Origin of the sequence: Xanthomonas sp. XNM01 (genome assembly GCF_014851915.1) — a bacterium.
Taxonomy (GTDB): domain Bacteria; phylum Pseudomonadota; class Gammaproteobacteria; order Xanthomonadales; family Xanthomonadaceae; genus Pseudoxanthomonas.
This window is the reverse complement of sequence record NZ_JACVAP010000005.1, coordinates 165,888-192,883: the sequence shown is the minus strand read 5'-3', so window position 1 is coordinate 192,883 and position 26,996 is coordinate 165,888. Positions and strand designations below refer to the sequence as shown.

At 69.8% G+C, this 26,996-nt stretch carries 16 protein-coding genes; 6 read left to right on the top strand and 10 right to left on the bottom strand.

Features of this window, described 5'->3' with window-relative positions:
* The first annotated feature begins 39 nt into the window (after positions 1-39).
* A complete protein-coding gene (locus tag IB242_RS17510) occupies positions 40-1,527 on the top strand; it encodes an AAA family ATPase (RefSeq protein ID WP_192282572.1) in 1,488 nt (495 codons plus the stop codon).
* A gap of 47 nt (positions 1,528-1,574) precedes the next feature.
* Here the strand turns inward: IB242_RS17510 and IB242_RS17505 are convergent, their stop codons facing one another.
* From IB242_RS17505 to IB242_RS17495, 3 genes are all read right to left on the bottom strand, one after another.
* Positions 1,575-2,741: a hypothetical protein gene (locus IB242_RS17505; RefSeq protein ID WP_192282570.1), complete on the bottom strand. Its 1,167-nt coding sequence runs from the start codon at positions 2,739-2,741 to the stop codon at positions 1,575-1,577.
* Positions 2,742-2,810: 69 nt separating this feature from the next.
* Positions 2,811-3,728: an AEC family transporter gene (locus tag IB242_RS17500; RefSeq protein ID WP_192282568.1), complete on the bottom strand. Its 918-nt coding sequence runs from the start codon at positions 3,726-3,728 to the stop codon at positions 2,811-2,813.
* A 165-nt stretch (positions 3,729-3,893) separates the two neighbouring features.
* Entirely contained in the window at positions 3,894-4,517 is a 624-nt protein-coding gene (locus IB242_RS17495; protein WP_225540809.1) for a tetratricopeptide repeat protein, read from the bottom strand.
* Between the two features lie 161 nt (positions 4,518-4,678).
* On the opposite strand from IB242_RS17495, the gene IB242_RS17490 reads away from it, so the two are divergent.
* Positions 4,679-8,410 (top strand): indolepyruvate ferredoxin oxidoreductase family protein, encoded by a 3,732-nt coding sequence (locus tag IB242_RS17490; protein ID WP_192282566.1) that lies wholly within the window; start codon positions 4,679-4,681, stop codon positions 8,408-8,410.
* 404 nt (positions 8,411-8,814) lie between these two features.
* On the opposite strand, the gene IB242_RS17485 is transcribed toward IB242_RS17490, so the two are convergent.
* Positions 8,815-9,828: a LacI family DNA-binding transcriptional regulator gene (locus IB242_RS17485; RefSeq protein WP_192282564.1), complete on the bottom strand. Its 1,014-nt coding sequence runs from the start codon at positions 9,826-9,828 to the stop codon at positions 8,815-8,817.
* 41 nt (positions 9,829-9,869) lie between these two features.
* Positions 9,870-11,432, bottom strand: a complete 1,563-nt coding sequence (locus tag IB242_RS17480) for a sodium/sugar symporter (protein ID WP_192282562.1) — start codon at positions 11,430-11,432, stop codon at positions 9,870-9,872.
* A 409-nt stretch (positions 11,433-11,841) separates the two neighbouring features.
* On the opposite strand from IB242_RS17480, the gene IB242_RS17475 reads away from it, so the two are divergent.
* A complete protein-coding gene (locus tag IB242_RS17475; protein WP_192282560.1) occupies positions 11,842-12,843 on the top strand; it encodes a cupin-like domain-containing protein in 1,002 nt (333 codons plus the stop codon).
* 108 nt (positions 12,844-12,951) lie between these two features.
* On the opposite strand, the gene IB242_RS17470 is transcribed toward IB242_RS17475, so the two are convergent.
* Entirely contained in the window at positions 12,952-15,918 is a 2,967-nt protein-coding gene (locus IB242_RS17470) for a TonB-dependent receptor (RefSeq protein WP_192282558.1), read from the bottom strand.
* A gap of 440 nt (positions 15,919-16,358) precedes the next feature.
* Positions 16,359-18,986 carry an exo 1,3/1,4-beta-D-glucan glucohydrolase gene (locus tag IB242_RS17465; RefSeq protein ID WP_192282556.1) on the bottom strand — a complete coding sequence of 876 codons (2,628 nt, stop codon included), beginning with the start codon at positions 18,984-18,986 and terminating at the stop codon, positions 16,359-16,361.
* Between the two features lie 434 nt (positions 18,987-19,420).
* Here IB242_RS17465 and IB242_RS17460 point away from each other — a divergent pair, with 434 nt between their 5' ends.
* Both IB242_RS17460 and IB242_RS17455 read left to right on the top strand, forming a co-directional pair.
* A complete protein-coding gene (locus IB242_RS17460) occupies positions 19,421-19,939 on the top strand; it encodes a c-type cytochrome (protein ID WP_192282554.1) in 519 nt (172 codons plus the stop codon).
* Positions 19,940-20,010: 71 nt separating this feature from the next.
* A complete protein-coding gene (locus IB242_RS17455; RefSeq protein WP_192282552.1) occupies positions 20,011-21,747 on the top strand; it encodes an ExeM/NucH family extracellular endonuclease in 1,737 nt (578 codons plus the stop codon).
* A gap of 646 nt (positions 21,748-22,393) precedes the next feature.
* On the opposite strand, the gene IB242_RS17450 is transcribed toward IB242_RS17455, so the two are convergent.
* Both IB242_RS17450 and IB242_RS17445 read right to left on the bottom strand, forming a co-directional pair.
* Complete coding sequence (locus IB242_RS17450; protein ID WP_192282550.1) at positions 22,394-23,731, bottom strand: amidohydrolase; 1,338 nt, start codon at positions 23,729-23,731, stop codon at positions 22,394-22,396.
* A gap of 28 nt (positions 23,732-23,759) precedes the next feature.
* A complete protein-coding gene (locus tag IB242_RS17445; RefSeq protein ID WP_192282548.1) occupies positions 23,760-24,656 on the bottom strand; it encodes a DUF6624 domain-containing protein in 897 nt (298 codons plus the stop codon).
* A 106-nt stretch (positions 24,657-24,762) separates the two neighbouring features.
* Here IB242_RS17445 and IB242_RS17440 point away from each other — a divergent pair, with 106 nt between their 5' ends.
* Positions 24,763-25,548, top strand: a complete 786-nt coding sequence (locus IB242_RS17440; protein ID WP_192282546.1) for a TSUP family transporter — start codon at positions 24,763-24,765, stop codon at positions 25,546-25,548.
* Positions 25,549-26,079: 531 nt separating this feature from the next.
* On the opposite strand, the gene purU is transcribed toward IB242_RS17440, so the two are convergent.
* Positions 26,080-26,931 (bottom strand): formyltetrahydrofolate deformylase, encoded by an 852-nt coding sequence (purU, locus tag IB242_RS17435; protein ID WP_192282544.1) that lies wholly within the window; start codon positions 26,929-26,931, stop codon positions 26,080-26,082.
* Positions 26,932-26,996: the final 65 nt, after the last annotated feature.

The window sequence follows — 26,996 nt, the reverse complement described above, 5'->3', positions numbered from 1 at the left end:
CGGCCTGCTATCGTGGCCGCCCCACGCACCGGATGCGCCATGAGCCAGCTGCAGGACCTGACCGCCCTGATCCGCGCCAACACCGCGCTGATCGTCATCGAAACCCTCGATGAGGACCGGGTGGTCGACCTGTTCCGGCAGGCGCTGATGCAGACCTGGCGCGCGCTGCACCGCTGGACGATCACCGAGGGCCTGCGCCGCCTCGACCTGGACCGCGAGGACGCCGCCGAGGGCCCGCCCGATGCGAGCTACGCGCTGCACGCGATCCGCCAGGCGCCGCAGCGCGGCATCTACCTGCTGCTCGATTTCCACCCCTACCTGGGCTACGCCAGCCACCAGCGCCTGCTGCGCGACATCATCCAGCGCCGCGGCTGCGAGCCGCATGTGGTGGTGCTGGTCGGGCGCAAGGTCGAGCTGCCGGCCGACCTGGAACCGCTGGCGGTGCGCTTCGTGCCGCGTCTTCCCGATGCCAACGCGCTGCTGAAGATGGTCCGCGAGGAGGCCACCGCCTACGCGCGCGAGCATGGCGGACGCCGGGTCGAAGCCGAGGAGGACGCGGTCCGCCAGATCGTGCGCCACCTGCAGGGCCTGGACCTGACCGATGCGCGCCGCATCGCCCGCCAGCTGATCCATGCCGACGGCGCGCTGACCGCCTCCGACCTGCCGCAGCTGGCAAAGCTGAAGTTCGAGCTGCTCAACCGCAGCGGCCACCTGCATTACGAATACGACACTGCCGGCATGGACGAGGTCGCCGGTGCGCGGCGACTCAAGCGCTGGATCGGCCAGCGCCGGCCGGTGTTCGCCGCGGCCAGTCCGCCGCCCGGGCTGGAGCCGCCGAAGGGCGTGCTGCTGCTGGGCGTGCAGGGCTGCGGCAAGTCGTTGCTGGCCAAGGCCATCGCCGGCGGCTTCGGCGTACCGCTGCTGCGTCTGGATTTCGGCACGCTGTACGCCAAGTACCACGGCGAGACCGAGAAGAACCTGCGCGATGCGCTGGCATCGGCCGACCAGCTGGCACCTTGCGTGCTGTGGATCGACGAGATCGAGAAGGGCCTGGCCGGCGACGGCGGCGACAGCGATGGCGGCGTGTCGCGGCGCGTGCTCGGCTACCTGCTGACCTGGATGGCCGAGCGCAGGACGCCGGTGTTCCTGGTGGCCACCGCCAACCAGGTCCAGCACCTGCCGCCCGAACTGCTGCGCAAGGGCCGCTTCGACGAGATCTTCTTCGTCGACCTGCCCGATGCCGACACCCGGGTCGAACTGCTGCGCCTGCATCTGCGCAACCGCGGACTGGATCCGGACGGCTTCCAGCTGCCGGCGCTGGCCGCGGCCGCCGACGGCTTCTCCGGCGCCGAGATCGAGCAGGCCATCGTCTCCGGCCTGTACGCCGCGCACGCCGAACAGCGGCTGCTGGACACCCCGCTGCTGATGGACGAACTGCGCAGCACGCGGCCGCTGTCGGTGGTGATGGCCGAACAGGTCGCAGCGCTGCGCGCCTGGGCGGCCGAGCGGACCGTACCGGCGGATTGAACGCCGGCAGGGCGCTGGCCGGCGCCATGCCGGCCAGCAGCCGCGGCTCAATCGCCCCGCGCCGCCTCGGGTTCCGACTCGCGCCCCTTGACGATCAGCCTCCGCAGGCGTGCATCGTCAGGCAGCCAACCGTCCGGCGCCTGACGCGGCAGACCGGCGGCTGCGAGGCGATCGCCCAGCGCGGCAAGCTCGCCGGCCTCGATGAAACGTTCGAAGTAGTCCAACGGCAGGACCTCGCCAGGCACGACCGGCACGTGCTGACGCAGCCAGGCATTCTGCCGCAGGCGCTCGCGCCAGACGTGCCGATCCGCCTGGTCGGTCTGCAACCCGGAGAGCTCGACGCCCGACACCACGGCAATCGATGCCTCCATCAGCGAACGACCTTCCGCCAGACGCGCATACACGCGCAGGCAATCGTCGCGCCGCTCCTGCGCGTCGGCCCGGCAGAACCGCGTCAGGTGCGCGGTGGCGGGGAGAACGAACGCCGTTGCAACAGCCAGCGCGCTGACACCAGCGACATCTGCCACCGTCACCGGGCGGCCGAAATCGAACAGTTCGCCCGCCATCCCGGCCACCTCCGGACTCGGTGCAGGTGCCTGCATCGCCAGCAGTTCGGCGTACAGCAGACGCGTCCAGCCGTTGAACGGATCGAGCACGCGGTCACTCTCCACGGCCGCATGCAGATGCGCGGCTGCGGCGGACGCGTCGCCGCGCCCGATTGCCGCGGACAGCGCCAACAGCCGCACGTCCAGATCCTCGCCGACAAGCCCCTTCAGCGCGGCCAGGACAGTCTCCTGATCGCAGGCCGGATCGGTGCTGCAGCGGGTAGCCTGAAGCCACAGCACCAGCGGATCGCCGGTTCCCAGCGTCACGGCGCGCGCAAGCCAGACGTCCCGCGGCAGCTCCTCGCTGCTGCCATCGGGCGCCATCGCCATCGGCGACAGCAGTGCCGCAACCGCCAGGCCGCGCGCATCGTCTGCGGCGGCCAACCCACGCAGATGCGCGCAGACCGCCTCGGCATGGGCTGTCTGCCATTCAATCAGCAGCGGCGGCAGCGCATCATCTTCGGACGCCGATCCCACTGCCGGCGCCACGTGCACTGGCGCGGCCACTGGCACCACCGGATCAGACGCCGCAGCGTCAGCCGCGATCAGCAACGCGGCGATGCATCCGACCAGCATCCCATGTCGACGCCGCATGCCCTGTTCCCCCATCCACCGACGCCTTGTCCAGTGCATGCGATGACGGTAGCACCCGGCCCAAACGGGTGCGTGCGGCAGCGCTCAACCGGGCAGCCGTGCCAGCAGCCAGGCCCACGCCGGCAGCGTGACCAGGCACAGCACGATCCCATAACCGACCAGCGCGGCGGCCAGACGTGGCGCCAGCCCATGCGCCATCGCGAGCGCGGCGGCCGAGATCATCGTCGGCATCGCCGACTCCAGCACGTTCGCGCGCAGCATCAGGTCCTGCATCCCGAACAGCAGCGACAGCGGCAGCGCGATGGCCGGCATCACCAGCAGCTTCAGCACCAGTCCGGTCGCCAGTGGTCCCAGCTCCTCGCGTGGCAGCCGCAGCCGGATCGACAGGCCCACCGCCAGCATCACCAGCGGCAGCATCGCCTCGGACAGGCGGCGCAGGCCCGCGCCGATCCAGTCCGGAGGCTGCGCCGGCATCACGGTGAGCCCCAGCAGCAGCGCCCACAGCGGCGGGAACCGGACGATGCGCAGCAGGATCGTGCGGGCATCGGGCGGGGTGTCGCCGCTGTAGCGGGCGCAGACGTACAGGCCGACGGTGGACAGCAGCACGAAGGTGCCGAACTGGTCGTAGACCACCGCGTACTGCACCGCGTCCTCGCCCAGCAGCGCGCGTATCATCGGATAGCCGATGAAGCTGGAATTGCACAGGCCGACGCACAGCAGCAGCACCGCGTACGCGTCGCGGCGGAATCCCCACAGCCGCGCGGCCAGCCACACCAGCCCCCAGGTCGCGATCATCAGCAGCCACGGCGTGGCGGCCACGCCCAGCAGCGACGCGTGCATCTGCAGGCGCGGCACGTAGAGCAGCACCGCCGCCGGCAGGCAGACGTACAGCACCACCAGGTTGAGCACCTCGGACGCGTTGCCGGGCAACAGCGAGGTGCGCCCCATGGCCATGCCGAGCGCCAGCATGGCCAGGATCAGGGCAAAGGCATCAAGCGCCATCGGGACACGGATCCGGTCGGGCGACGCCGTGTGCGTCAGCGGAAGTCTGCGCGGCCCCGAGGACGCACCGCAAGCCGGCGATCATCGTGGGCTTCGGCGTCATGCGACGGACACCGACTGCGGCCGCCACCCGGGACGGCCGCGAGCGGTCGCAATGTCAACTACTCAGGGCCATGTCGGCGGGTTGGCGTTCCACGCTTCGAACACTTCGCCGAGCACCTTGCGTTCCTCGTCCGTCCATCCGGGAAGCAGAGAGGGGAAGTTCGCCGGATCGCGCCAGGCCGTCGGCTCGGTACGCGCGGCCGCCGCATACCAGCGGACCGCTTCATCGCGCCGGCCAAGCGTCCAAAGCACCAGCGCCAGCGTCGGCGGTTGCCATGCGGGCGCCGTTGGCCACCCTCCCAGCAGCATCGCCCACTGGTCGAGCGCGGCCTGCGGCTGCCCTGCACGGTAGAGGTCCCAGCCATGGTTCCAGGTCACCGCACGCAGCATCCTGGCGTTGCCGCGTGCCACCTGCTGCGCGGCGCGGTAGAGCTCGCCCCCCAGTTCCTGGCGTCCGTCCTGCATCGCGATCCGGGCGAGCTGGGCCCGGGATTCGGCATCCTGCGGCCTTCGCTGCACGTTAGCGGCAAGCCGGTCGACGACCGCATCCCCTTCTCCCGGTACTGCGACGATCGCGCGGGTCGTGCTCGCGTCCTGGTCGAAATAGAACTCCTTGGGCTCCGACAGCGTCTGCGCGTGCCCGAGAATGCAGTAGAGCGCCAACCCGAAGGCAAGCGGGATCCGCAACGTCTTCACTCATGTCCCCCGACAGTAGAGGCCTCCCCGGCCTGGCCCACACCATACCAGCGCAGGCACGCGGCGTGTCCGCGGCCTGCACGGGCCGACTTGATATCATCGCGCGCGTCCATGGCCGGCCTCGTTCGGCCTGCCAGCCGCCAGGGCCAGCCATGACCAGTACCGCAGCATTGACTTCGCCAGACTCCGCCGACTTCCCGCAGCTCGACCTCGATTACGGTCTCGAGCACAAGTACACCCGCAGCAACGGCCGCATCTATCTGAGTGGCGTGCAGGCGCTGGTGCGCCTGCCGCTGATGCAGCGGCTGCGCGACCAGGCCGCCGGCCTCGACACCGGCGGCTTCGTCAGCGGCTACCGCGGCAGCCCGCTGGGCGGCTTCGACCTGGAGCTGTGGCGTGCGCGCAAGCACCTGGAGGCGGCGAAGGTGCGCTTCCAGCCCGGCCTCAACGAGGACCTCGGCGCGACCATGGTCTGGGGCACGCAGCAGACCAACCTGTTTCCCGGCGCCAATGTCGATGGCGTGTTCGGCATGTGGTACGGCAAGGGCCCGGGCGTGGACCGCTGCGGCGACGTGTTCAAGCACGGCAACGCCGCCGGCACCTGGAAGCATGGCGGCGTGCTGGCGCTGGCCGCCGACGACCATGCCTGCCGCAGCTCGACCCTGCCGCACGGCAGCGAGGACGAGTTCGTCAGCGCGATGATGCCGGTGCTCAACCCGGCCGGGGTGCAGGACATCCTCGACCTGGGCCTGGTCGGCTGGGCGATGAGCCGTTACACCGGCCGCTGGATCGGCTTCAAGACCATCGCCGAGACCGTCGAGTCGTCCGCCTCGGTGGATGTGGATCCGTTCGCGCGCCGGATCGTGCTGCCGGAGGACTTCGAACTGCCGCCGGGCGGGCTCAACATCCGCTGGCCCGACCCGCCGCTGGACCAGGAGATGCGGCTGCACCGCTACGCGGTGGCCGCCGCGCAGGCGTTCGCCCGCGCCAATGGCGTCGACAAGGTGGTGATGGACGCGCCGCAGGCGCGGCTGGGCATCGTCACCACCGGCAAGAGCTACCTCGACGTGCTGCAGGCACTGGAATACCTGGGCCTGGACGAGACCGCCTGCCGCGACATCGGCATCCGCGTCTACAAGGTCGGCATGACCTGGCCGCTGGAACCGCAGGGCATCGCCCGCTTCGCGCAGGGACTCGAGGACATCATCGTCGTCGAGGAAAAGCGTGCTTTCATCGAGCGGCAGATGAAGGAACAGTTCTACAACTGGCCGGCCAGCGCCGGCCGCCGCCCGAGCATCGTCGGCAAGTACGACGAGGCAGGCGAATGGATCCTGCCGTCCACCGGCGAGCTGACCCCGGCCACGATCGCCGGCGTGATCGGCCGCCGCATCCAGCGTTTCTTCAGCACCGAGTCGATCGAGCAGCGCCTGCGCTGGATGGACGAGAAGGAAGCGGAGATGGCGCTGCCACGCGCCAACTTCCCGCGCGTGCCGCACTACTGCTCCGGCTGCCCGCACAACACCTCGACCGTGGTGCCCGAAGGCTCGCGCGCGCTGGCCGGCATCGGTTGCCATTACATGGTGACCTGGATGGACCGGGCCACCGACACCTTCACCCACATGGGCGGCGAAGGCGTGACCTGGGCCGGGCAGGCGCCGTTCACCGACACCCCGCACGTGTTCCAGAACCTGGGCGACGGCACCTATTTCCACAGCGGCTCGCTGGCGATCCGCCAGGCGGTCGCGGCGAAGGTGAACATCACCTACAAGATCCTCTACAACGACGCGGTCGCGATGACCGGCGGCCAGCCGGTCGACGGCACCCTGACCGTGCCCGACATCGCCCACCAGATGCGGGCCGAGGGCATCGACACGATCGTGCTGGTCAGCGACGAGATCGGGAAGTGGTCCCGGCGCGAGCTGTTCCCGCCCGGCGTCGAGTTCTTCGACCGCGCCGAGCTCGACGACGTGCAGAAGCGCCTGCGCACGATCAAGGGCGTGTCGATCCTGATCTACGACCAGACCTGCGCGACCGAGAAGCGGCGCCGGCGCAAGCGCGGCAGGCTGGAAGACCCGCAGAAGCGGGTGATGGTCAATTCGCTGGTCTGCGAAGGCTGCGGCGACTGCGGCAGGAAGAGTTTCTGCGTATCGGTGCTGCCGAAGGAGACCGAGTTCGGGCGCAAGCGCGAGATCGACCAGTCCAACTGCAACAAGGACTATTCCTGCGTCGAAGGCTTCTGCCCCAGCTTCGTCACCGTGCACGGCGGCAAGCCGCGCAAGGGTCGCAAGATCGATGCGGCAACGCTGCTCGACACCCTGCCCGCACCGGTGTTCCGCAGCGACCTGGCCCAGCCCTGGAACATCCTGATCACCGGCGTCGGCGGCACCGGCGTGGTCACCATCGGCGCCCTGCTCGGCATGGCCGGCCACCTGGAAGGCAAGGGCGCGACCGTGCTCGACCAGACCGGCCTGGCACAGAAGGGCGGCGCGGTCACCACCCACATCCGCATCGCGCGCGCACCGGCCGACATCCACGCCGTACGCATCGCCGCCGGCGAGGCCGACCTGGTGCTGGGCTGCGACATGGTCGTGGTCAACGACTACTGGGCGCTGTCCAAGGTCCGCGGCGAACGCTCGGAAGTGGTGCTCAACACCTACGAGGCGATGCCGGGCACCTTCACCACACGGCCGGACATGCAGTTCCCGGCCAGCGACATCATCGCCGGCGTGCGCGTCGCGCTCGGCGGGCGCGAGCCGCTGCTGCTCGATGCCACCCAGTTGGCCACCGCACTGCTCGGCGATGCGATCGCATCCAATCTGTTCATGCTCGGCTACGCCTGGCAGCAGGGCCTGGTACCGCTGTCGTTCGAGGCGCTGATGCGTGCGGTCGAACTCAACGGCGCCGCGGTCGAGATGAACCGGAGCGCGTTCGCCTGGGGCCGGCTGGCCGCGGTCGATCCACAGGCCGTGGCCACTGCGGCGGGCCTGGTGCGCAACCCGACCACTGCCAGCGAGACGCTCGCCGATGGCCTGCATCCGCTGCCGCCGGGCGAGTGGGAAGGCAGCGAATGGGGCAGCACCAGCGCGCCGCAGCCGACCGCAGCCGCGCGCGACTGGCGTGGCCTGCCCGAGCGTGCGCAGGCGGGCCCGTCGCCGGCCTCGCCGCTGGACACCGCCACCGGCGAGATCGCGGCACTGCCGCTGGACGACCTGCGCCTGTCGCGCAGCCTTGACGAGCTGATCGCGCGTCGTGTCGCCTTCCTGACCGAGTACCAGGATGCCGCCTACGCACGTCGCTACGCGGAGCTGGTCGATCGCGTGCGCGGCGCCGAGCAGGCGCGCGCCCCCGGTTCCAGCGCGCTGTCCGAGGCCGTGGCCCGTTATGCATTCAAGCTGATGGCCTACAAGGACGAGTACGAGGTCGCGCGCCTGTACACCAGCGGCGAGTTCCAGCGCCGGCTGCAGCAGCAGTTCGAAGGCGACTACACGCTGCGCTTCCACCTGGCGCCGCCGCTGCTGGCGAAGAAGGACGAGCACGGCCGCCTGAAGAAACAGGAATACGGCCCGTGGGTGCTGACCGCATTCCGCTGGCTGGCGAAGCTGCGCGTGCTGCGCGGCGGCGCGTTCGATCCGTTCGGGCGCACCGCCGAACGGCGCATGGAGCGGCAGCTGATCGCCGACTACATTGCCACCATCGAGCGCCTGCTGCCGACGCTGGATCACGGCAATGCGGAACTGGCCGCACAGATCGCCAGCATTCCCGAGCAGATCCGCGGCTACGGCCACGTCAAGGACGCGCATCTGCACGCGGCGAAGGCGCGCGAGGCCGAACTTCTGAAGGAATGGGACAACCCGTTGCGCCTGGTCAGGATCGAAGCGGCCTGAGCGTTGGCCTTGCCTGGACACGGCGCGCGGCGCCGTGTTCCGGCAGCGCAGCCGCCGGCCGATGGCTGCCGGGCCTGCACCGTGCGGCGTATCGCGCATCGCCCATCCCCGCTCCAGCCGGAGCGAGTACGCATGCGTCTGTGCAGGCGTCTCGCTTCGAGGCGCGGATCTTCTGTTCCTGACCTCGGCACGGCGACGATGGTGCCGACCCGCGTCCCACGACGGTTGCGTCAGGTCCGCCGAAGCGGCGCTGGCCGGTCATTGCGATGGCGGACCGCGGGACGCGTCCGACTTCCACCGATGGGATCCCGCAACACGACGCCGAGCGGCCGGCGCGGAGCCCACAGGAACGATGTGGCTTCCTGGCGCGACGCCGGAGGATCCTCAGGAATCGCCGGGCGGCCTCATTCGACGCGCGGCGCCGGCCCGGTCGACTGCCGCAGCTGCAACGCATACGGCATGCGTACCATCCGCCCTGCGCCGCGGTCGCGGATCGCCTTGAGCAGCTGCTCGGTGGCGGTGCGCCCCATCTCGCGGGTCGGCTGCTGCACCGTGGTCAGCGCCGGGAAGATCTGGCGCGAGATCGGCGTGTCGTCGAAGCCGACCACTGACAGGTCGCGCGGCACCTTCAGCCCGAGCTCGCTGGCCGCACGCATCACGCCTGCGGCCATGTCGTCGTTGGCGGCGAAGATCGCGGTCGGACGCTCGCGCAGCTGCAGCAGCCGGCGCCCGGCGTCCAGGCCCGAGTCGAACGAGAATTCGCCCGGCATGACCAGATCCGGGTCGTAGCGCAGGCCGGCCCGGCGCAGCGCGCTGCGGTAGCCCGCCATGCGCCATTCGCCCGCGCCGTGGTCAGGGTGACCGCGTACATGCGCGATGCGGCTGTGACCAAGGCCGACCAGATGCGCGACCAGTTCGCAGACCGCGTCGTGCTCGTCCAGCGTCACCCCGATGCGGCCGTCGCGCTCGCGCGGCGAGATCGAGGAGAACGGGACGCCGTGCTGGTCGAGCCGGTCGAGCAGCTCGGCGCTGTCGGTCAGCGGCGGGGTCAGGATCAGTCCATCCAGGCGCGACACCGTCAGCAGCGTGTCGACCGATGCGACGAAGTCCGGGCTGCGATACGACACCGGCTGCATCACCATGCCGTAGTGCTGTGCCTCGCAGGCCTCGACCACGCCGCTGAGGATCTCCATCAGGTAGTTCGGCGACGGATTGTCGTACAGCAGCGCGACCAGGTACGAGCGGTTGCCTGCCAGCCGGCGCGCCGACGGGTCGGGCCGGTAGTTCAGCGCCTGCACCACCTCGAGCACGCGCTCGCGGGTCGACTGGCGCACGCCCGCCTCCGCGTTGAGCACGCGCGAGACGGTCTTCATCGACACACCCGCGGCCGCGGCCACGTCCTCGATCCTCGCGCGCATCAGTCCGTCCTGCCTTCCATGGGGCCGCAGCTAGCGACGACTCACCAGAACAGCGCGTACAGCGCGGTCAGGATCGCGATCACGCCGACCGCGCCGATGTTGAAGCCCGGTGCGGTGGCGTAGTCGATGTCGTCGGTGCGGATCAGGTCCGAGCCGGCGCGCTGGCGCGTGAGCAGCGAGATGCCGACCGCCAGCGCCAGCGCCAGCAGGAACACCAGGCCGACGCGGTCGATGAACGGCAGCGACGGCCAGGCCAGCTTCAGCACGATCGACAGCACGAACGAGCCGATCGCCGCGGCCAGCGCTCCGGCCTCGTTGGCGCGCTTCCAGAACAGGCCCAGCACGAAGATCACCACGATGCCCGGGGTGAAGAAGCCGGTGTACTCCTGGATGTACTGGAAGGCCTGGTCGAAACTGCCGAGCAGCGGCTTGGCGGTGAGGATGCCGATCAGCACCGACAGCGCGGCGGCGATGCGGCCGACCCGCACCAGCTTCTGCTGGTCGGCGCTCGGGCGAGCCTTGGCATAGAAATCCAGGGTGAAGATCGTCGCCACCGAATTGATCTTGGACGCCAGCGAGGCCACGATCGCCGCGACCAGCGCCGCGAACACCAGGCCGAGGATGCCGGTGGGCAGCAGGCCCATCATCGTCGGGTAGGCCTGGTCGGGCCTGGTCAGGTCCGGCGCCAGCATCACCGCGGCGATGCCCGGCACCACCACGATCACCGGCATCAGCAGCTTCAGGAACGCGGCGAACAGCACGCCCTTCTGCGCCTCGCGCAGATCCTTGGCGGCCAGTGCGCGCTGGATGATGTACTGGTTGAAGCCCCAGTAGCTGACATTCATGATCCACATGCCGCCGATCAGCACGCTGATGCCCGGCAGGTCCTTGTAGAACGGGTTGTCCTTGCTGAGGATCATCTCGAAGTGGCCGGGATGCTCGGCCCACAGGCGGCTGAAGCCGGCGACCACGCCCTCGCCTCCGCCGATCTGGTTCAGGGTCAGGCCGGCGACGAACAGACCGCCCAGCACCAGCAGCGTGACCTGGACGATGTCGGTCATCGCCACCGCCTTCAGGCCGCCGTAGAGCTGGTAGATCAGCGCAAACACGCCGATCAGCACGACCGCGGTCATCTGGTCCATGCCGGTGACCTGGTTCACCGCGATCGCGCCCAGCCACAGGATCGAGGTGATGTTGACGAACACGTACAGGCCCAGCCAGAACACCGCCATCAGCGTGCGGATGCTCGGCCCGTACCGCTGCTCGAGGAACTGCGGCATCGTGTAGATGCGGTTGCGCAGGAAGATCGGCAGGAAGAACTTGCCCACGATCAGCAGGGTCAGCGCCGCCATCCATTCGTAGGAGGCGATCGCCAGCCCGATCGCGTAGCCCGAGCCGGACATGCCGATGATCTGCTCGGCCGAGATGTTGGCCGCGATCAGCGAGGCGCCGATCGCCCACCACGGCAGCGACTTGCTGGCCAGAAAATAGTCGCTGGCCGACTTCTGGTGGCCGGCCTTCTCGCGCGAGACCCACTGCGCGAGGATGAAGATGCCGGCCAGATAGACCAGGACGATGCCGGTGTCGAGCGCTGAGAGAGTCATGCGTGGGTTCCGTTGGATCGACGGATGCGTGGCGATGCCACGGCGCGGAAATGCAGGCGGACGCGGCTCGCGTCGCGTGCGGTTGGCGGGTGGGACCGGCGGTCTGATGGCACGATCTGCTCCCTCCCCGGAGATGGTCGTGGCTCGACGTCGTGGTGAAGCGGCGGCGCGGATTCCGGGGCTTTTTTAAACCCGCCTGACAACGCTGTCAAACGCTTTTTTCCGCTGCATTGCAGCATTTCGTGCAGGCTCGCCGCGGGTTGCCGCGGCTGGCAAGATGCCGCACCTGACATGCATCCCGCAGCCACTGGAATCGCTTCGATGCGCGCCACCCACTTCGTTACCGTCGATCCTGCCGACATCGCCACGCTGGACGATGTCGATGTCCTGATCGCACGCGCCCGCCGTCATGACCACTGAACCGATCGCCGCGATCGACGCCTCCGGCGGCCTGCCCGAGGGGCTGGCCGAACGCGCCATGCCGGTTGTCCTGCGCGGCCTGGTCGCGCACTGGCCGGCGGCGCAGGCGGGTGCGGCTTCGGACCGCGAAGCGGTCGACTACCTGCGCCGCTTCGATCGCGGCGCGACGGTGCCGGCGATGGTCGCGCCCCCGGAAGCGGCGGGGCGCCTCACCCACAACGACGCGCTGACCGGCTTCACGTTCCACTACGAGCAGCGGCCGCTGGCGCAGATCCTCGATGCGCTGCTCGCGATGGCCGGACAGGCGGCGGTGCCCACGCTCTACGTCGGCTCCAGCACCATCGACTCCTACCTGCCGGGATTCAACAGCGAGAACGGCCTGCCGATTCCCGACGCCGCGCCGCTGGCCAGCATCTGGATCGGCAACCGCAGCCGCATCCCGACCCACCAGGACCTGCCCGACAACATCGCCTGCGTGGTCGCCGGCAGGCGACGGGTGACACTGTTTCCGCCCGGCCAGCTGCGCAACCTCTACATCGGCCCGCTCGACGTCACCCCTGCCGGGCAGCCGGTCAGCCTGGCCGATCCGACGGCGCCGGATCTCGCCCGCTTCCCGCGCTTCGCCGAGGCGCTGGCGCATGCGCAGGTCGCCGAGCTCGCGCCCGGCGACGCGGTGTTCATCCCTTCGATGTGGTGGCATCACATGGAGGGGCTGGGCGAGATCAACGTGCTGGTCAACTACTGGTGGCGACGCACGCCGGGCTGGATGGATACGCCGATGAACGCGCTGATGCTGGCGCTGATGACGCTGCGCGACCTGCCACCCGAGCAGCGTGCGATCTGGCAGGAGACGTTCCGCCACTACGTGTTCGAGGCCGATGCGGACACCGCGGCGCATGTCCCCGATCATGCCCGTCGCGTTCTGGCCCCTTTCGACGACACGCTCGCGCGCGACCTGCGCGCCCGTCTGCTGCAGCGGCTGAACCGCTGAGCCGGCATCGTTGGCGCAGGAAAAAAGGGCGCCCGAGGGCGCCCTTTCGATGATGCGATCTCCTGCCCGGTTCCGGCCGGCGTGGGAGGACGCCGGCCGGAACACGGATCAGAAGAACTTGTAGCGCAGACCGAACATGTAACGCGGACCGGTCTGGGTGGCGAACAGCAGCTGGTTCTCGTGGCGGCCATGCACGCGCATGGTCTCGTCGGTCAGGTTGATGCCCTCCAGCTGCAGGCTCAGCCTGTCGCTGAACGCGTAGCCGATGCTCAGGTCGAACTGGCCATAGGCCTCGACGTACTGCGGGTTCGCGCCTGCGCCGTCGCCGGTCGCCGACAGGAACTCGTCGCGCCAGTTGTAGGCCGCACGCACCTGCCACGGTCCCTTGTCGTAGAAGCCGACCAGGTTGGCCGAGTCGCTGAGGCCGACCAGGGCGAACTGCGAGCCCAGACCGGCGTTGTCGTAGGTCAGGCCGGAGTCGACGATCGTGTAGTTGGCCGACACGCCGAAGCCGCTCTCGCCGAACATGTGCTGGACGTTGAATTCCCAGCCGTCCAGCGAGGCCGACCGCTCGTTGGTCGGCACGGTCACGCGGTACGACGCGATCGGGTCGCCGGCGATGCCGGTGATCGTGCCGGTCTGATTACCCGCATTGTCATCCGGACCACGCACGACGCCCGGCTGGCCGTTGAAGTTGGTGAAGATGTAGTTGCGGATGCAGGTCATGTCGGCGCCGCCGCAACCGGCCGCGACGGCCGCGTTGAAGTAGGCGCCGCCTGCCGGCGTGGTGACCGCGTACGGGGTTTCCGTCAGCGTGGTGGTGCCGATGTAGTTGTCGATGTTCTTGCGGAAGTAGCCGGCCGACACGAAGCTGCCTTCGCCGTAGTACCACTCCAGCGACAGGTCGAAGTTGTCCGATTCCAGCGGCTTCAGCGCCGGGTCGCCCAGACGCGCGTCGCTCGAATCGATGCGGCCGTTCGGGGTCACCACCAGGCCACCCTGGATGTCGTTCCAGCCCGGACGGCCGATGCTGCGGCCGTAGCTGCCGCGCAGCATCAGGTTGTCGCGCAGCTCCAGGCGCAGGTCCAGGTTCGGCAGCCAGTAGTCGTACTTGCCGCGCAGGGTCTGGAACTCCGACTCGCCCATCACGTTGTAGAACTCGTTGTTCGACACCCACTGGATGGCGGTCGGGACCGTCACCAGCGCGGTCGCGGTGACGTCGGTCTCCTCGTAGCGCACGCCGACGGTGGCATGCAGCGGCATGCCGAAGTCGAACGTGTTGCCCCACTGGATGTACGCGCTGCGCGACTTCTCGTTGGTGCGCTGGTCGGTGGTGAACGTGGTCGGCGCCAGGTAGGTGCTGCCATCGTCCAGCTGCGCGGCCAGGTCACGCATCGCGTCGAAGTCGAAGGTGAAGAACCGGCCGGCCGGGATGTAGCCGCCGAAGCTCTTGAAGTAGCGGTTCATGTTGTCCGCCGTCCACAGCGCATCCGGGTAGTCCGCCGGGCCACGGCCCGGCAGGCCGCCCCAGGTGGTCCGGTCGTTGAAACCGTAGGCGGTGCGGTTGTCGACGTCGGTATGGCCGATGCCGAAGTCCAGGCGCGAGTAGTTCTCGAAGTGGAAGGTACCGCTGGCCTGGAACTGGGTGACCTCGGACTTCATGTAGCTGTTGCGGAACGACGAGCCGGTGACCTGCATGTCCGATGCCTCGACCGCGGTGCGGCCGTTGGGCAGGGTGATGCTCAGCAGCGGCAGGTCGCGGCTGAAGTCGACCACGGTGTTGCCGCGGACGAAGGCGGCCGTGCCGATGGTGGCATTGGAACCGTACGGGCTGTCGGCGCCGGATTCGGCGGTCGACTTGTGCATGTCGAAGGCCAGTTCCAGCGAATCGCTGACGTCCCATTCGACGTTGAAGCCGACCGACTTGTTCTCGTTCCTGGTCGCGAACTTGCCACCGGCCATCGCGATGTCGCTGTCGGCGTTGGCGATGTACTCGCCGTAGTGGATCGGGCCGGCGATCGGACCGTCGGTCCACGCGCTGGACCCCGGGCCGTAGTTGAACCACACCGACAGCTCGTTGCGCTGCTGCTGGATCTTGTTCTCGGCGTAGGTGTAGTCCAGGGTCGCGGTGACGCGCTCGGTCGGCGCGTACTGCAGGGTCAGCTGGCCGTTGGTGCGCTGGCGCTGCGCGCCGGTGATCGAATAGCCGAAGTTCTGCGGCAGGCCGTAGACGTCGGTCGCGCCCGGGCGGTTCTCGATGTCCGAACCCGGTGCCAGGGTGCTCCAGCCGGTGTCCGCGCCGGTGTGGTTGCGCCAGCCGGCGCCCACGTTGGCCTGGCTGTAGCCGAAGTCGCGCTCCTGGTAGCTGGCGCTCAGCGACACACCGAAGCGGCCATCGGCCGAGGTGTTGCTGAAGATGCCCGAGACTTCCGGGGTCAGGCGCGACAGGTCGTAACCGACCGGCATCTCGTCGCCGGAGGTATCGAACACGCCCTTGACGCCGACATTGGCGTGCAGGCCCGGGTTGTCCAGCGGACGGGTGGTGCGGATGTTGACGGTGGCGCCGATGCCGCCGGTCGGGTTGGACGCGCGGCCGGTCTTGTAGACCTCGATCTCGGAGACGGCTTCGGACGCCAGGTTGGCGAAGTCGAACGCGCGCGAGCTGGAGTTGTTGGTGTCCATGATGCTCGAGGCCGGCATCTGACGGCCGTTCAGCAGCACCAGGTTGAAGTCGGGGCCGACGCCGCGCACGGTGATGCGCGAGCCCTCGCCCAGCGAGCGGTCGATCGACACGCCGCTGATGCGCTGCAGCGATTCGGCCAAGTTGGTGTCCGGGAACTTGCCGATGTCCTCGGCCACGATGCCGTCGACCACGCCCTGCGAGTCGCGCTTGAGATTCATCGACGACAGCAGGCTGCCGCGGATGCCGGTGACGGTCACCGTATCCAGGGTCTGGGCATCGTCCTGGCCGGCGGTCTGGCCGGCTTCCTGGGCCATGGCCGGTGCGGCGATCGCCAGCATCAGAGCCACGGTGAGCACGCGTTTGTTCGGCATCGAGTTATGACGTTGCTTCATGGGTCCTCTCCTACCCGGGTGTGTACGAATGGGTCCGCACGCAGCGGACCCCCTCCCCGTCTGTTGGGGCGGGCGCATTGGACGGTTTCGCTGACAGCGTTGTCAAATTGCAGTGCAACAAAAACCGTTTCCGATGTGCCGTTTCCACCGGATCTCGACCGTCCGCACCAGGTTGGTGCGCTCGCTCGAAAGCCGCAGAGCGCCCGTCCCAGGCCTTTCTTTTCAAAGACTTGGGTCGAACCGCCGGGCATGGTGGTGCAATGCTGACCACCGACGACCCCATCTCCGCTATGCCGTTGGACAGGATGTCCCATGCCGCAAAAGGCATGACAGCGTCCGTCAAATGGGCGATGCCTGCGCAGGGCCGCACCATCGTCGGGCACAAAAAAACGGCAGGCCGCACGCGGCGGCCTGCCGTCCTGACGTCCTGCGCGGGGGGATCAGCCGCCGGTCGGCGGCGCACAGCTCAGGCGATGCTCCACCACGTCGATCGTAGCCAGCTCGGCGCGCGAGATCGACAGCTGCAGGGCACCGGCCGTCTCCAGGCGCAGCAGGGTCTGCAGCTTGGTCATGTCGGCACCGGCACCGGCGAAGCAGCGCAGCGGCACGCCGACCGTGGTCCAGGTGTCGGCCGGGACCTTGGCCAGCAGATCGGCCACCGGCACGCTGGCCTCGCAGCCTTCGCCGCAGCCGACGCGGGCCACCAGGTCCTTCGGCACCTCGGACTCGCGGCGCAGGGTCAGTGCGATCAGCACGTCGCCGTTGCTCTCGCGGCTCAGGTCCTGCGGCTGGTCGGCGACCAGCGCCACGCTGGCCCGGCCCTTGCCGGCCCAGGCGAAGCGACGGGCGTCTTCCTGCGCCTTGTGGTCGACGCCACGCACGGTGAGCGCGTCGCCCGCAAGCGCGGCCGGCACGGTCGCCACCGGCGTGGTCGCGCCGCCATCGCCGGCACCGATCATCAGGCGGGTCCCCGGCGAGGCTTCGCCGCGCTGGAAATACACGCCGGTCGCGGCCTGGACGTTGTCGATGCCCGGCTCTTCCGGCAGCGCGGCCAGGTTGCCGTCGTCGGCGTAGGTCAGGCCGAAGCCGTAGGCGAACAGCGGGTCGTAGCCCTCCATGCCGACGTTGTTGACGAACTGGCCGGCGGTGCGCGGCCACGAGTAGCTGAGCTTGCCCTTGAAGTCGTGGTTGACGCTGCCGTCGGCCTTGGCCAGCAGCACGTCGGCGATGCCCGCGCCTTCCGAACCCGGCAGCCAGGCGGCGACGAAGGCGTCGGCGGCGTTGATCTCGCGGTTCACCCACAGCGGACGGCCGCTGATGAACACGGCGATCACCGGAATGCCCTCGGCCTTCAGCCGCTTCAGCAGCTCCAGGTCGGACTCGTCGCCGGGCTTGTACAGCAGGGTGGCGATGTCGCCCTGGAACTCGGCGTAGGGCTTCTCGCCGAACACGACCACGGCCGCGTCGGGCTTGCGGGTGTAGCGGCCGTCGATGGCCAGCTCGGCGCTGCCGCCGGCGTCCTTGACCGCGCGCGACATGCCTTCCCAGACGGTGTCGGCGTTCGGGTAGTCGGCGCGCTTGGTGCCGGTGCCCTGCCAGTTCAGCGTCCAGCCGCCGGAGATCAGGCCCATGTCGTCGGCGTGGCTGCCGGCGACCAGGATGTGGCCCTTCGGCGACAGCGGCAGCACCTTGTCCTGGTTCTTCAGCAGCACCAGCGACTCGCGCACGGCCTGGCGGGCCACGGCGCGGTGCTCAGGCGCACCCAGCAGCTCGAACTTGCCGCCCAGCGCGCGCGCCGACGGCTTGCCGGCCTCGAACAGGCCCAGGCGGAACTTGACCCGCAGGATGCGGCGGACCGCGTCGTCCAGGCGCTCGGCGGTGATTTCGCCGGACTTGGCCGCGGCCACCGCGGTCTCGTAGAAGCCCTTCCAGCTGTCCGGCGCCATCGCCATGTCCAGGCCGGCGTTGATCGTGGCCGGGCAGTTCTCGGTGCTGCAGCCCGGGATCTGGCCGTGGCCGTTCCAGTCGCCGACGACGAAGCCGTCGAAGTTCATCCGGCCCTTCAGCACGTCGGTCAGCAGCGGCTTGTGGCCATGCATCTTGACGCCGTGGAAGCTGTTGAACGAGGCCATCACGATCTGCGCGCCAGCGGCCACCGACGGCGGATAGCCGGCGTTGTGCACGTCGCGCAGCACCGCTTCGCTGACCTGGGTATCGCCCTGGTCCTTGCCGTTGGTGGTGCCGCCGTCGCCGAGGAAGTGCTTGACCGACGAGGCCACGTGGTGGGCGTCGAGGAATTCCGGCGAACCCGGCTTGCCCTGCAGGCCCTCGACCATCGCGCCGGCGTAGCTGGCGACGATCTCCGGATGCTCGGAATAGCCTTCGTAAGTGCGGCCCCAGCGGTCGTCCTGCGGGACGGCCACGGTCGGCGCGAAGGTCCACTCCATGCCGGTGGTGCGGGTCTCGATCGCGGTGATGCGGCCGATCTCGCGGATCAGGTCCGGGTTGCGCGCCGCGCCCAGGCCGATGTTGTGCGGGAACAGGGTCGCGCCGACGATGTTGCTCTGGCCGTGCACGGCGTCGATACCGAAGATGATCGGGATCGCCTTGCCGCCGCCGGAGGTGTCCATCGACGCTTCGTAGAAGGCGTCGGCCAGGGCCAGCCACTCGGCCGGCGCGGCGTCGTAGCGGCCACCCGGATCGGAGTTGCCGCCGGCCAGGATCGAGCCGAGGCGGTACTTGCGCACGTCGTCCGGGGTGATGCTGGCGATGTCGCCCTGCACCAGCTGGCCGACCTTCTCCTCGATGGTCATGCTGGCCAGCAGCGCATCGATCTTCTGCTCCATCGCAGGATCGCGCTGCAGCGGCCATTCGACCTGCGGCCAGTGCTCGGGGTTGATGCTGCCATCGGTGGCCGAGGCCGCCGGATCGCCGGCTGTCGGCGCGGCCGGCGCCTCGCCGTCCTTGTCGCCACAGGCGGCCAGCAGCGACAGGCTGATCGCACCGGCCAGCAGGGCGCCGAAACGGATGCGCGGCGCCGGGGCGCTGCGGATGGTGGTGTCCTTCATTCGTCCTCCAGGATCTTCCAATTGCGAAGGGCGCACCGCATGGCGGACGCCCTGGACCCGGGCAGGCTTCCGTCAAATGGCAGCGCTGTCAACCGCGTGTGCAGCAATCCAACGGGCGTGCGGACGCACCGGACGGCAGCTGGACGATGGCCTATGCGGCGAATCGCCCGCCGTATCTGGCCACACGCGGCCGGACGTTGTGGTCCGACGCCGTCGCCGGGCACGGCGCGCATCGTGCCGGACGCCATAGCATGCTGCGTCGCAACAGCCTTTTGCGATGCGTGGGTCGCGCGCGGCCTCGGCAGGGCGGTCCCGGTCGCGGCTTGCCGGCGGCGTGCGCCGGGACATTCTGTCCGCTTCCGAAGCGCCGGGGGCCATGCTCTATAATCGGCGCCAGCTGTGGCCGGCAGGGCCACTCGCCATAGGGATGCAACGTGCGTAACTACGACCTGGAATTCCTGAAGCGCTTCTCGATGGTGATCGGCCTGCTTGCGCTGGTCACCCTCGGTCTGATCCTTCTGGCCATGTACCTGCACGGCCGTGTGCCGCCGGAGGTCTCGCCGACCGCGGCCACGCGCACCGAGCAGCGCATCGCGCCGACCGGCGCGGTCTATGCCGGCTCCACCGGTGCCGCCGCGCAGGCCGCTGCGGCCGCTGCGGCCGCCGCCCGCGCCGCGTCGTCGGTCGCCTACGGCGGCACCACCGACGGCTCGGTGATCTACCAGAACCTGTGCGGCGCCTGCCACACCAACGGCGTCGGCAAGGCGCCGACGCTGGATCACGCGCACTGGGATGCGCGCCTGGCGCAGGGCAAGGAGACGCTGTACAAGCACGCGATCGACGGGTTCACCGGCCCGGACGGCGGCATCATGCCTCCGAAGGGCGGCAACCCGGGCCTGACCGACGAACAGGTCCAGGCCACGGTCGACTGGATGCTCGACAACCTGAAGTAAGCCCGTGCCATCATGCGAAGACGCCGCCTCCGGGCGGCGTTTTCGTTTCCGCTCCATTTCCGGATGCCGCCATGCCCCGCCACTCCCTGCTCTCCACCGGCCTGCTGGCCGCGCTGCTCGTCGCCGGCCTGCCGGCCGATGCCCGCCAGACGGCGCATCTGCCCATCGGCCAGATCCAGGGGGGCGGCACCCGAAGTGCGCTGGAGGGGCGGCAGGTGACGGTCGAGGGCGTGGTCACCGCCGATTTCCGCAGCGGCCTGCAGGGCGTCTACCTGCAGGACGGCGGCGACGGCGACCCCGCCACCTCCGACGCGCTGTTCGTGCAGACCGGCGAGGACCTGCCGACGGCCGCGCTGGCGGTGGGCATGCGCTGCCGGATCGGTGGACGCGTGGCCGAACTGGCTACGGGGCGCAGCCCGACCACCATGACCGCACTGCAGGACATCCGGATCGAACGCTGCACGCCCGGCCAGGCGTTGCCGGCACCGGTCGTGGTCGATGCGCTGCCGGCCGACTGGGCGCCGCTGACCGGCATGCGCGTGCAGGTCACCGCACCGTTGACGGTCACCGCGACCCACGCACTGCGCCGCTTCGGCGAACTCGCGGTCGGCTTCGATGGCCGCCAGTGGCAGCCCAGCGAGATCGAACGGCCCGGCAGCGACGCCCATGCCCGGCTCACCGCGGAGAACGCGCGCCAGCGCCTGCTGCTGGACGACGCCAGCCAGCAGCGCGACCCGGCCACGATCGCCTGGCTGCCCGACGATGCGACGCCGCGCGTGGGCAGCACCGTGCGTGGTGCCGAAGGCATCGTCGAGCATCGGCTCGGCAGCTGGCGCCTGCAGCTGACAGCGCCACCGACGATCACGGCGGCCGCCCGGCCGCAGCCACCGCAGGTCGAAGGCAAGGTGCGGGTCGCCGCCTTCAATCTGGAAAACCTGTTCAACGGCGATGGCCGGGGCGGCGGCTTTCCGACCCGGCGCGGCGCGAAGAGCCAGGCCGACCATGAAGCGCAGCGGGCCAAGCTGGTGGCCACGATCCACGCGCTGGACCCGGACATCGCCGCGTTGATGGAACTGGAGAACGACGGCTACGGACCGGACTCCGCGCTGGCGCAGCTGGTGCAGGCGCTCAACGCCGACGGCGCGCGCTGGCGCTTCGTCGATGCAGGCGAAGGTCCCGGCAGCGATGACATCCGGGTCGGGCTGATCTACCGCGCCGACCGGGTGCGCACGCGCGGCAAGCCGGCGACGCTGCACGGCGGTCCGTTCGACACGCGCAGCCGCGTGCCGCTGGCGCAGACCTTCGCCCGCCGCGGCGGCACGCCGTTCGTCGTGGTCGCCAACCACCTCAAGTCCAAGGGCTGCAGCGAGGCCGAGGGCGCCGACGCCGACCAGCGCGACGGCCAGGCCTGCTGGAACGCCTCGCGCCTGGATGCCGTACAGCGCCTGCACGCCTGGATGCAGGAGAAACCGCTGGGCCGCGCCAGCGCGCGCGCGGTGCTGCTGGGCGATTTCAACGCCTATGCGATGGAAGACCCGGTGCGCTGGATGCGCGAGGACGGCGGCTGGGTCGACGCGTTCGCCGCGACCGATGGCGGCGCGCGTCCCTACAGCTATGTCTACGACGGCCTCAGCGGCCGCCTCGACCACGCCCTGCTGAGCCCGGCGCTGGCGCCGTTCCTGCGCGGCGCGGCCGAGTGGCATACCAATGCCGACGAGGCCGACGAAGCCGGCTACGCGGACCGCAACGTGCCCGGTCCGTGGCGCAGCTCGGATCACGATCCGCTGCTGATCGGACTGGATCTCTGACACGTGTGTCGAACGGCCTGCGCCCCGGCACGCGTCGACGCGCGGCTCTGGAACAGGGCGCGCCGATCGTGCGTCCCAGGCGGGATGGGCAGCGGCATGACGGGGTGATCCGGTCGCCACGGTGAGCCAGCGGCGGTCGCGTCTGAAGCCGCCCCTGCGCGAACCGCGCACGCGTCATCTGCTGGATGCCACCGGAGCCCGAGCCTCCGCGTGGCGACACCACGGCGGCAACGCATGCTCGGCGGTTGGCCAGCGCGATTCCGCGCACGCGACGGCGGGGCATGCCGAACCTGTCGCGGCGCGCTAGCCTGCATCCGTTTCGAGGAACGACGTCCGCTTTCTGCAGGACTTCGCAGGTGCCTCGCTGCGCGGCCGGCGCCGTGTCTGCAACGACGGACGCAGTGTCACCGGGCAGTGATGCGTTGGCAGAGCGACGCCTGCCGGATCAACGCGACCGGCGCGTTGCAGGTCGTCCGGCGCCGGCTGCAGCAATGCCGCGGGCCGACCGCCGGTGATCCGCTCCACGCCGCCCCGTTCCGATATGCCAGGCGAAGGCGCCGGAAGAGCGAAGCCGGTACCGGCGCCCCTCTGCGCGGCGTGCAAGAAGCCGCATCCGCCGCGCTAAGGCGCGGCGGGACACTTCCGCTCAGCCCGCCGCACCCGCGCCATGCAGGTAATCCAGCGTCACCTGCAGCAGCGCGCGCAGGCCGACGTCGAGCGCGTCTTCGTCGAGCATGAACTCCGGCGAATGGTTGCCCGGCGCGGTGGCCGGATCGATGCCCCTGGCGGTGGCGCCGACGAAGAAGAACATCGACGGCACTTCGCGCGCGTAGAACGAGAAGTCCTCGGCGCCCATCTGCAGCGGCGGAGTGATGACGTTGTCGGCACCGACCACCGCCTGCAGGCTCGGCGTCATCCGCGCGGTCAGCGCGACGTTGTTGAAGGTCACCGGATTGCCGTCGGTATCGGGCACGTGCGCCTCGACCTTCGCCCCGTGCGCGGCGGACACATGGGTGGCGACGTTCTTCAGGTCGGCGAAGATCTTCTCGCGCATGCCCTCGTCGAAGGTGCGGATGGTGCCGACCACCTCGACGTCGTCGGGAATGATGTTGTAGCGGATGCCGCCCTTGATCGCGCCGAAGGTCACCACCGCCGGCAGCTTCGAGATGTCGGTGCGGCGGCTGACGATGGTCTGGGCGCTGCCGATCACGTCGGCCATCGCCACGATCGGGTCGACCCCGCCCCACGGCCGCGAGCCGTGCGTCTGCCGGCCGACCACCTTCAGGCTGAAACTGTCGGACGCGGCCATCAGCGGCCCCTGGCGCACGCCGATCTGGCCGACCGGGATCGACGAGAACACATGCAGGCCGAACATCGCCTCGGGTTTGAAGTCCTTGAACAGGCCGTCGGCCAGCATCAGCGACGCACCGCCCTCCTCGCCCGCCGGTGCGCCTTCCTCGGCCGGCTGGAACACCAGCAGGATCTCGCCCGGCAGCTGGTCCTGCATCTCCACCAGTGCCTTGGCCACGCCGAGCAGGATGCCGGTATGCGCGTCATGGCCGCAGGCATGCATCACGCCGACGGTTTCGCCGCGATAGGTCGCGGTGGCCTTCGAGGCGAACGGCAGGTCGTTGCGCTCGGTCACCGGCAGCGCGTCCATGTCGGCACGCAGCGCGATGCGCGGGCCGGGCAGTCCGCCCTTTATCACCGCGGTGACGCCGTGATGGGCGATGCCGGTGCGCGGCGTCAGGCCCATCGCGCGCAGTTCCTCGGCGACCCTGCGCGCGGTCTGCTCCTCGCGGTTGGACAGTTCCGGGTGCTGGTGGAAATGGCGGCGCCAGTCGACCACCTGCGCCTGTAACGCGCTGGCAGCGCTGGTCACGTCGGGACGCTGCGCGGGTGCGGCGTCCTGGGCGAAGGCACCCGGCGCGAGGACGGCAAGGGCGGCGACGAGCGACAGGCGTAGCGGCGACGGCATGGGCATGAGCGGTTCCTTGAAAACGTGGGACGGATCAGTGCGGGCTGGCGTGGAGGTCTTCCATCGTCGCCGCATACTCGGCCAGGGTCGGCATGCCGAGCGCGCCGCGTCGCGCATCGACGCCATCCGGATCCTCGAGCGGGCGCGGCTGCAGGACGCCTTCGACCTGCCAGAACTGGGTGCCGTAGACCTGCGGCTTCCCCTGCGCCACGCGCACGCGGTCGGTCAGATAGGCCAGGTGGATGCCGGAGGCTTCGCCGCGCGCGACGGCCTCGCCCAGCAGCACCAGCACCTGCTCCTGGAACTGCGGATCGGCATCGGCATGCTGGGCCAGCAGCCAGAAGCCCTGGCTGCCGCTGCGTCCGACCAGCGCATACGGCGGCCAGCCATGCTCGGACAGGTAAGCCTTCAGCCAGGCGGTGTTGTCGGCGTCGACACGGCCCAGCTCCTCGTTGATGGCCGGGTCGGACGGCGCCGCCATCGAGCGGTTGCGCAGCGCCTGGTCGCGATCGACGCGACGTTCGAGGTCGGCCAGCAGTGCGTGGTCCAGATCCTCCAGCTCGGCCTGCATGTCGGTGCGGTAGCGGGCCAGCAGCGCATCCCAGCGCGGGTCGTCGTGCAGGGTGACGAAGTCGGGATCCTCCGCGATCTGGCTGCGCAGCTGGTCGGACGGCGCGCGCTGCAGGCGCTCCAGCGCGGCGTCGGCCTCGCCTGCCAGGGCCAGGCAGCTGGCCGCGGCGTAGGCGGCGCCCTGGACCGGCGGACTGCGGTCGGCCTGCACCGCGTACAGCCGTGCGCACAGGGGATAGTCCTTCGCCTCGTAGGCGCCCGAGGCGCTGCGTGGCTGCGCCTGCAGCGGCAGGGCCAACACGATCGAGAGTGCGCCGAGCCCGATCAGGCCGATCCGCCTGCGCCATCCGTGCAGCCTCATTGAAGCCTCCCTCGCATGCCGGTGCACCCTGCCCGGCTCGCGCACCTAGAATGGCACGCCCCGCCACGCACGGCGCGTGCGCTTTTCCCACTTTTCCGGAACCACCGTGCCCGAGTTCGCCCTGCAGGTCCTGTTGCTGCTGTTCCTCGCCGGGCTGCTGGCCGGCTTCATCGATGCCATCGCCGGCGGCGGCGGCATGATCACCATTCCTGCGATGGTGCTGGCGGGGATTCCGCCGCTGCAGGCGCTGGGCACCAACAAGCTGCAGTCGCTGTTCGGTTCCGGCTCGGCGAGCTGGGCCTACGCCCGGCATGGCCACGTCGATCTGCGCGGGCAGCTGCCGATGGTGCTGGGTGCGGCGCTCGGCGCGGTGCTCGGCGCGCTGCTGGCCACGCTGATGCCGGGCGATGCGCTGAAGGCGGCGCTGCCGTTCGTGCTGGTCGGCATCGCCGCCTATTTCGGCCTGAAGCCGGGCATCGGCGAGGTCGAGCGCCAGCAGCGGATCAGCCCGCGCGCGTTCGCGCTCGGCTTCGTACCGGTGATCGGCTTCTACGATGGCGTGTTCGGGCCGGGCACCGGCTCGTTCCTGATGCTGGGCTTCGTCAGCCTGGCCGGTTACGGGATCCTGAAGGCCACCGCGCACACCAAATTCCTGAACTTCGGCTCCAACGTCGGTGCGTTCGTGGTGTTCGTGTTCAGTGGCGCGATCCTGTGGAAGGTCGGCCTGGTGATGGGCGCCGGACAGTTCATCGGCGCGCAGCTGGGCTCGCGCTTCGCGATGCGTGCCGGCGCGCGCCTGATCAAGCCGCTGCTGGTGACGGTGTCGGTGCTGCTGGCGGTACGCCTGCTGGCCGATCCGGCGCATCCGCTGCGCCAGTGGGCCGGCCTGTAATCCCGCACGGCGCGTGCGGCATGGCGGACCGGATCGCGACGGTGACGCCGGCGGCGTTGCCGGCCGGCCTGCTCATGCCGCTGGCCTGCATCGGCATCGGTGCGATGGCGGGCTTCGCGCCGGCGTTCCCGCTGCTGGTCCTGCCCGCCTGCGGCGTGCTGCTCCATCGCCATGTGCTCCACACCACGCCCGCATCGCCTGCACGTCCCTTCCTCGCAGGCCTGGTCGAGACGGCCGCCTGGCTGGGCGTCGGGCTGTTCCTGTCCCTCGTGTCCGGCTTCAATCTGCACGCCGGCGGCGAACGCATGGGGGTGTTCGCCACCCTGCTGCTGGCCTCGGCCGGCGTGGCGGCCCCGTGGATGGCGCTGCGGCCGACGGCGCTGGTGGCGCGGATCGCAGGCTGGCCGAAGGTGGCCGTCCGCACGGCCACGGCGGTGGCCAGCGTGCTGCTGGCGACCCTCGCCGCCGTCTGGCTGGCCGCGCCGGCGCGGCTGTTCTGGCGCCACGCCGCCGCGTACCGCCCGCAGGCGGTCAGCGGAACACGACGGTCTTGTGCCCGTTGCGCAGGATCCGGTGCTCGACATGGCGGCGCACCGCGCGCGCCAGCACCTGCGACTCGATGTCGCTGCCCACCCGGACCAGGTCGCGCGGGGTCATCGCATGGTCCACGCGGGCCACGTCCTGCTCGATGATCGGGCCCTCGTCCAGATCCGAGGTCACGTAGTGCGCGGTCGCACCGATGATCTTGACCCCGCGTGCGTGCGCCTGGTGGTACGGCTGGGCGCCCTTGAAGCTGGGCAGGAAGCTGTGGTGGATGTTGATCGCGCGTCCGGCCAGCGCGGTGCACAGCGCCGGCGAGAGGATCTGCATGTAACGGGCCAGCACCACCAGGTCGACCTGCTCGCGCTCGACCAGATCCAGCAGTGCGCGTTCCTGCGCATCGCGGTTGGAGGCATCGACCGGCAGATGGTGGAACGGCACCTGGTAGGACTGCGCCAGCGGCGCGAAGTCGGCATGGTTGGAGGCGACCGCGACGATGTCGACGTTGAGCTGGCCGCTGTGGGTGCGGAACAGCAGGTCGTTGAGGCAGTGGCCCTGGCGGCTGACCAGCACCAGCAGCCGCGCGCGCCGGCGCGCATCGTGGATCTGCCACTCCATGCCGAACTCGGCGGCCAGCGTCTCGAAGCGCTCCTGCAGCGGCGCCAGGGTGTCGCTGGCCGGCAGCTCGAAGTGCACGCGCAGGAAGAAGCGGCCGGTTTCCTCGTCGCCGTACTGCTGGGCGTCGACGATGTTGCAGTTCAGCCCGAACAGCAGGCCGCTGACCCGGTAGACGATGCCGGTCCGGTCCGGGCAGGAAAGCGCAAGGATGTAGTCGTTTCGCATAGGGGCGACATGGTATGCGAGCGGACCGCCCGGCGGGCGGGCGGTTTCAGGCGTTACCGCCCCGC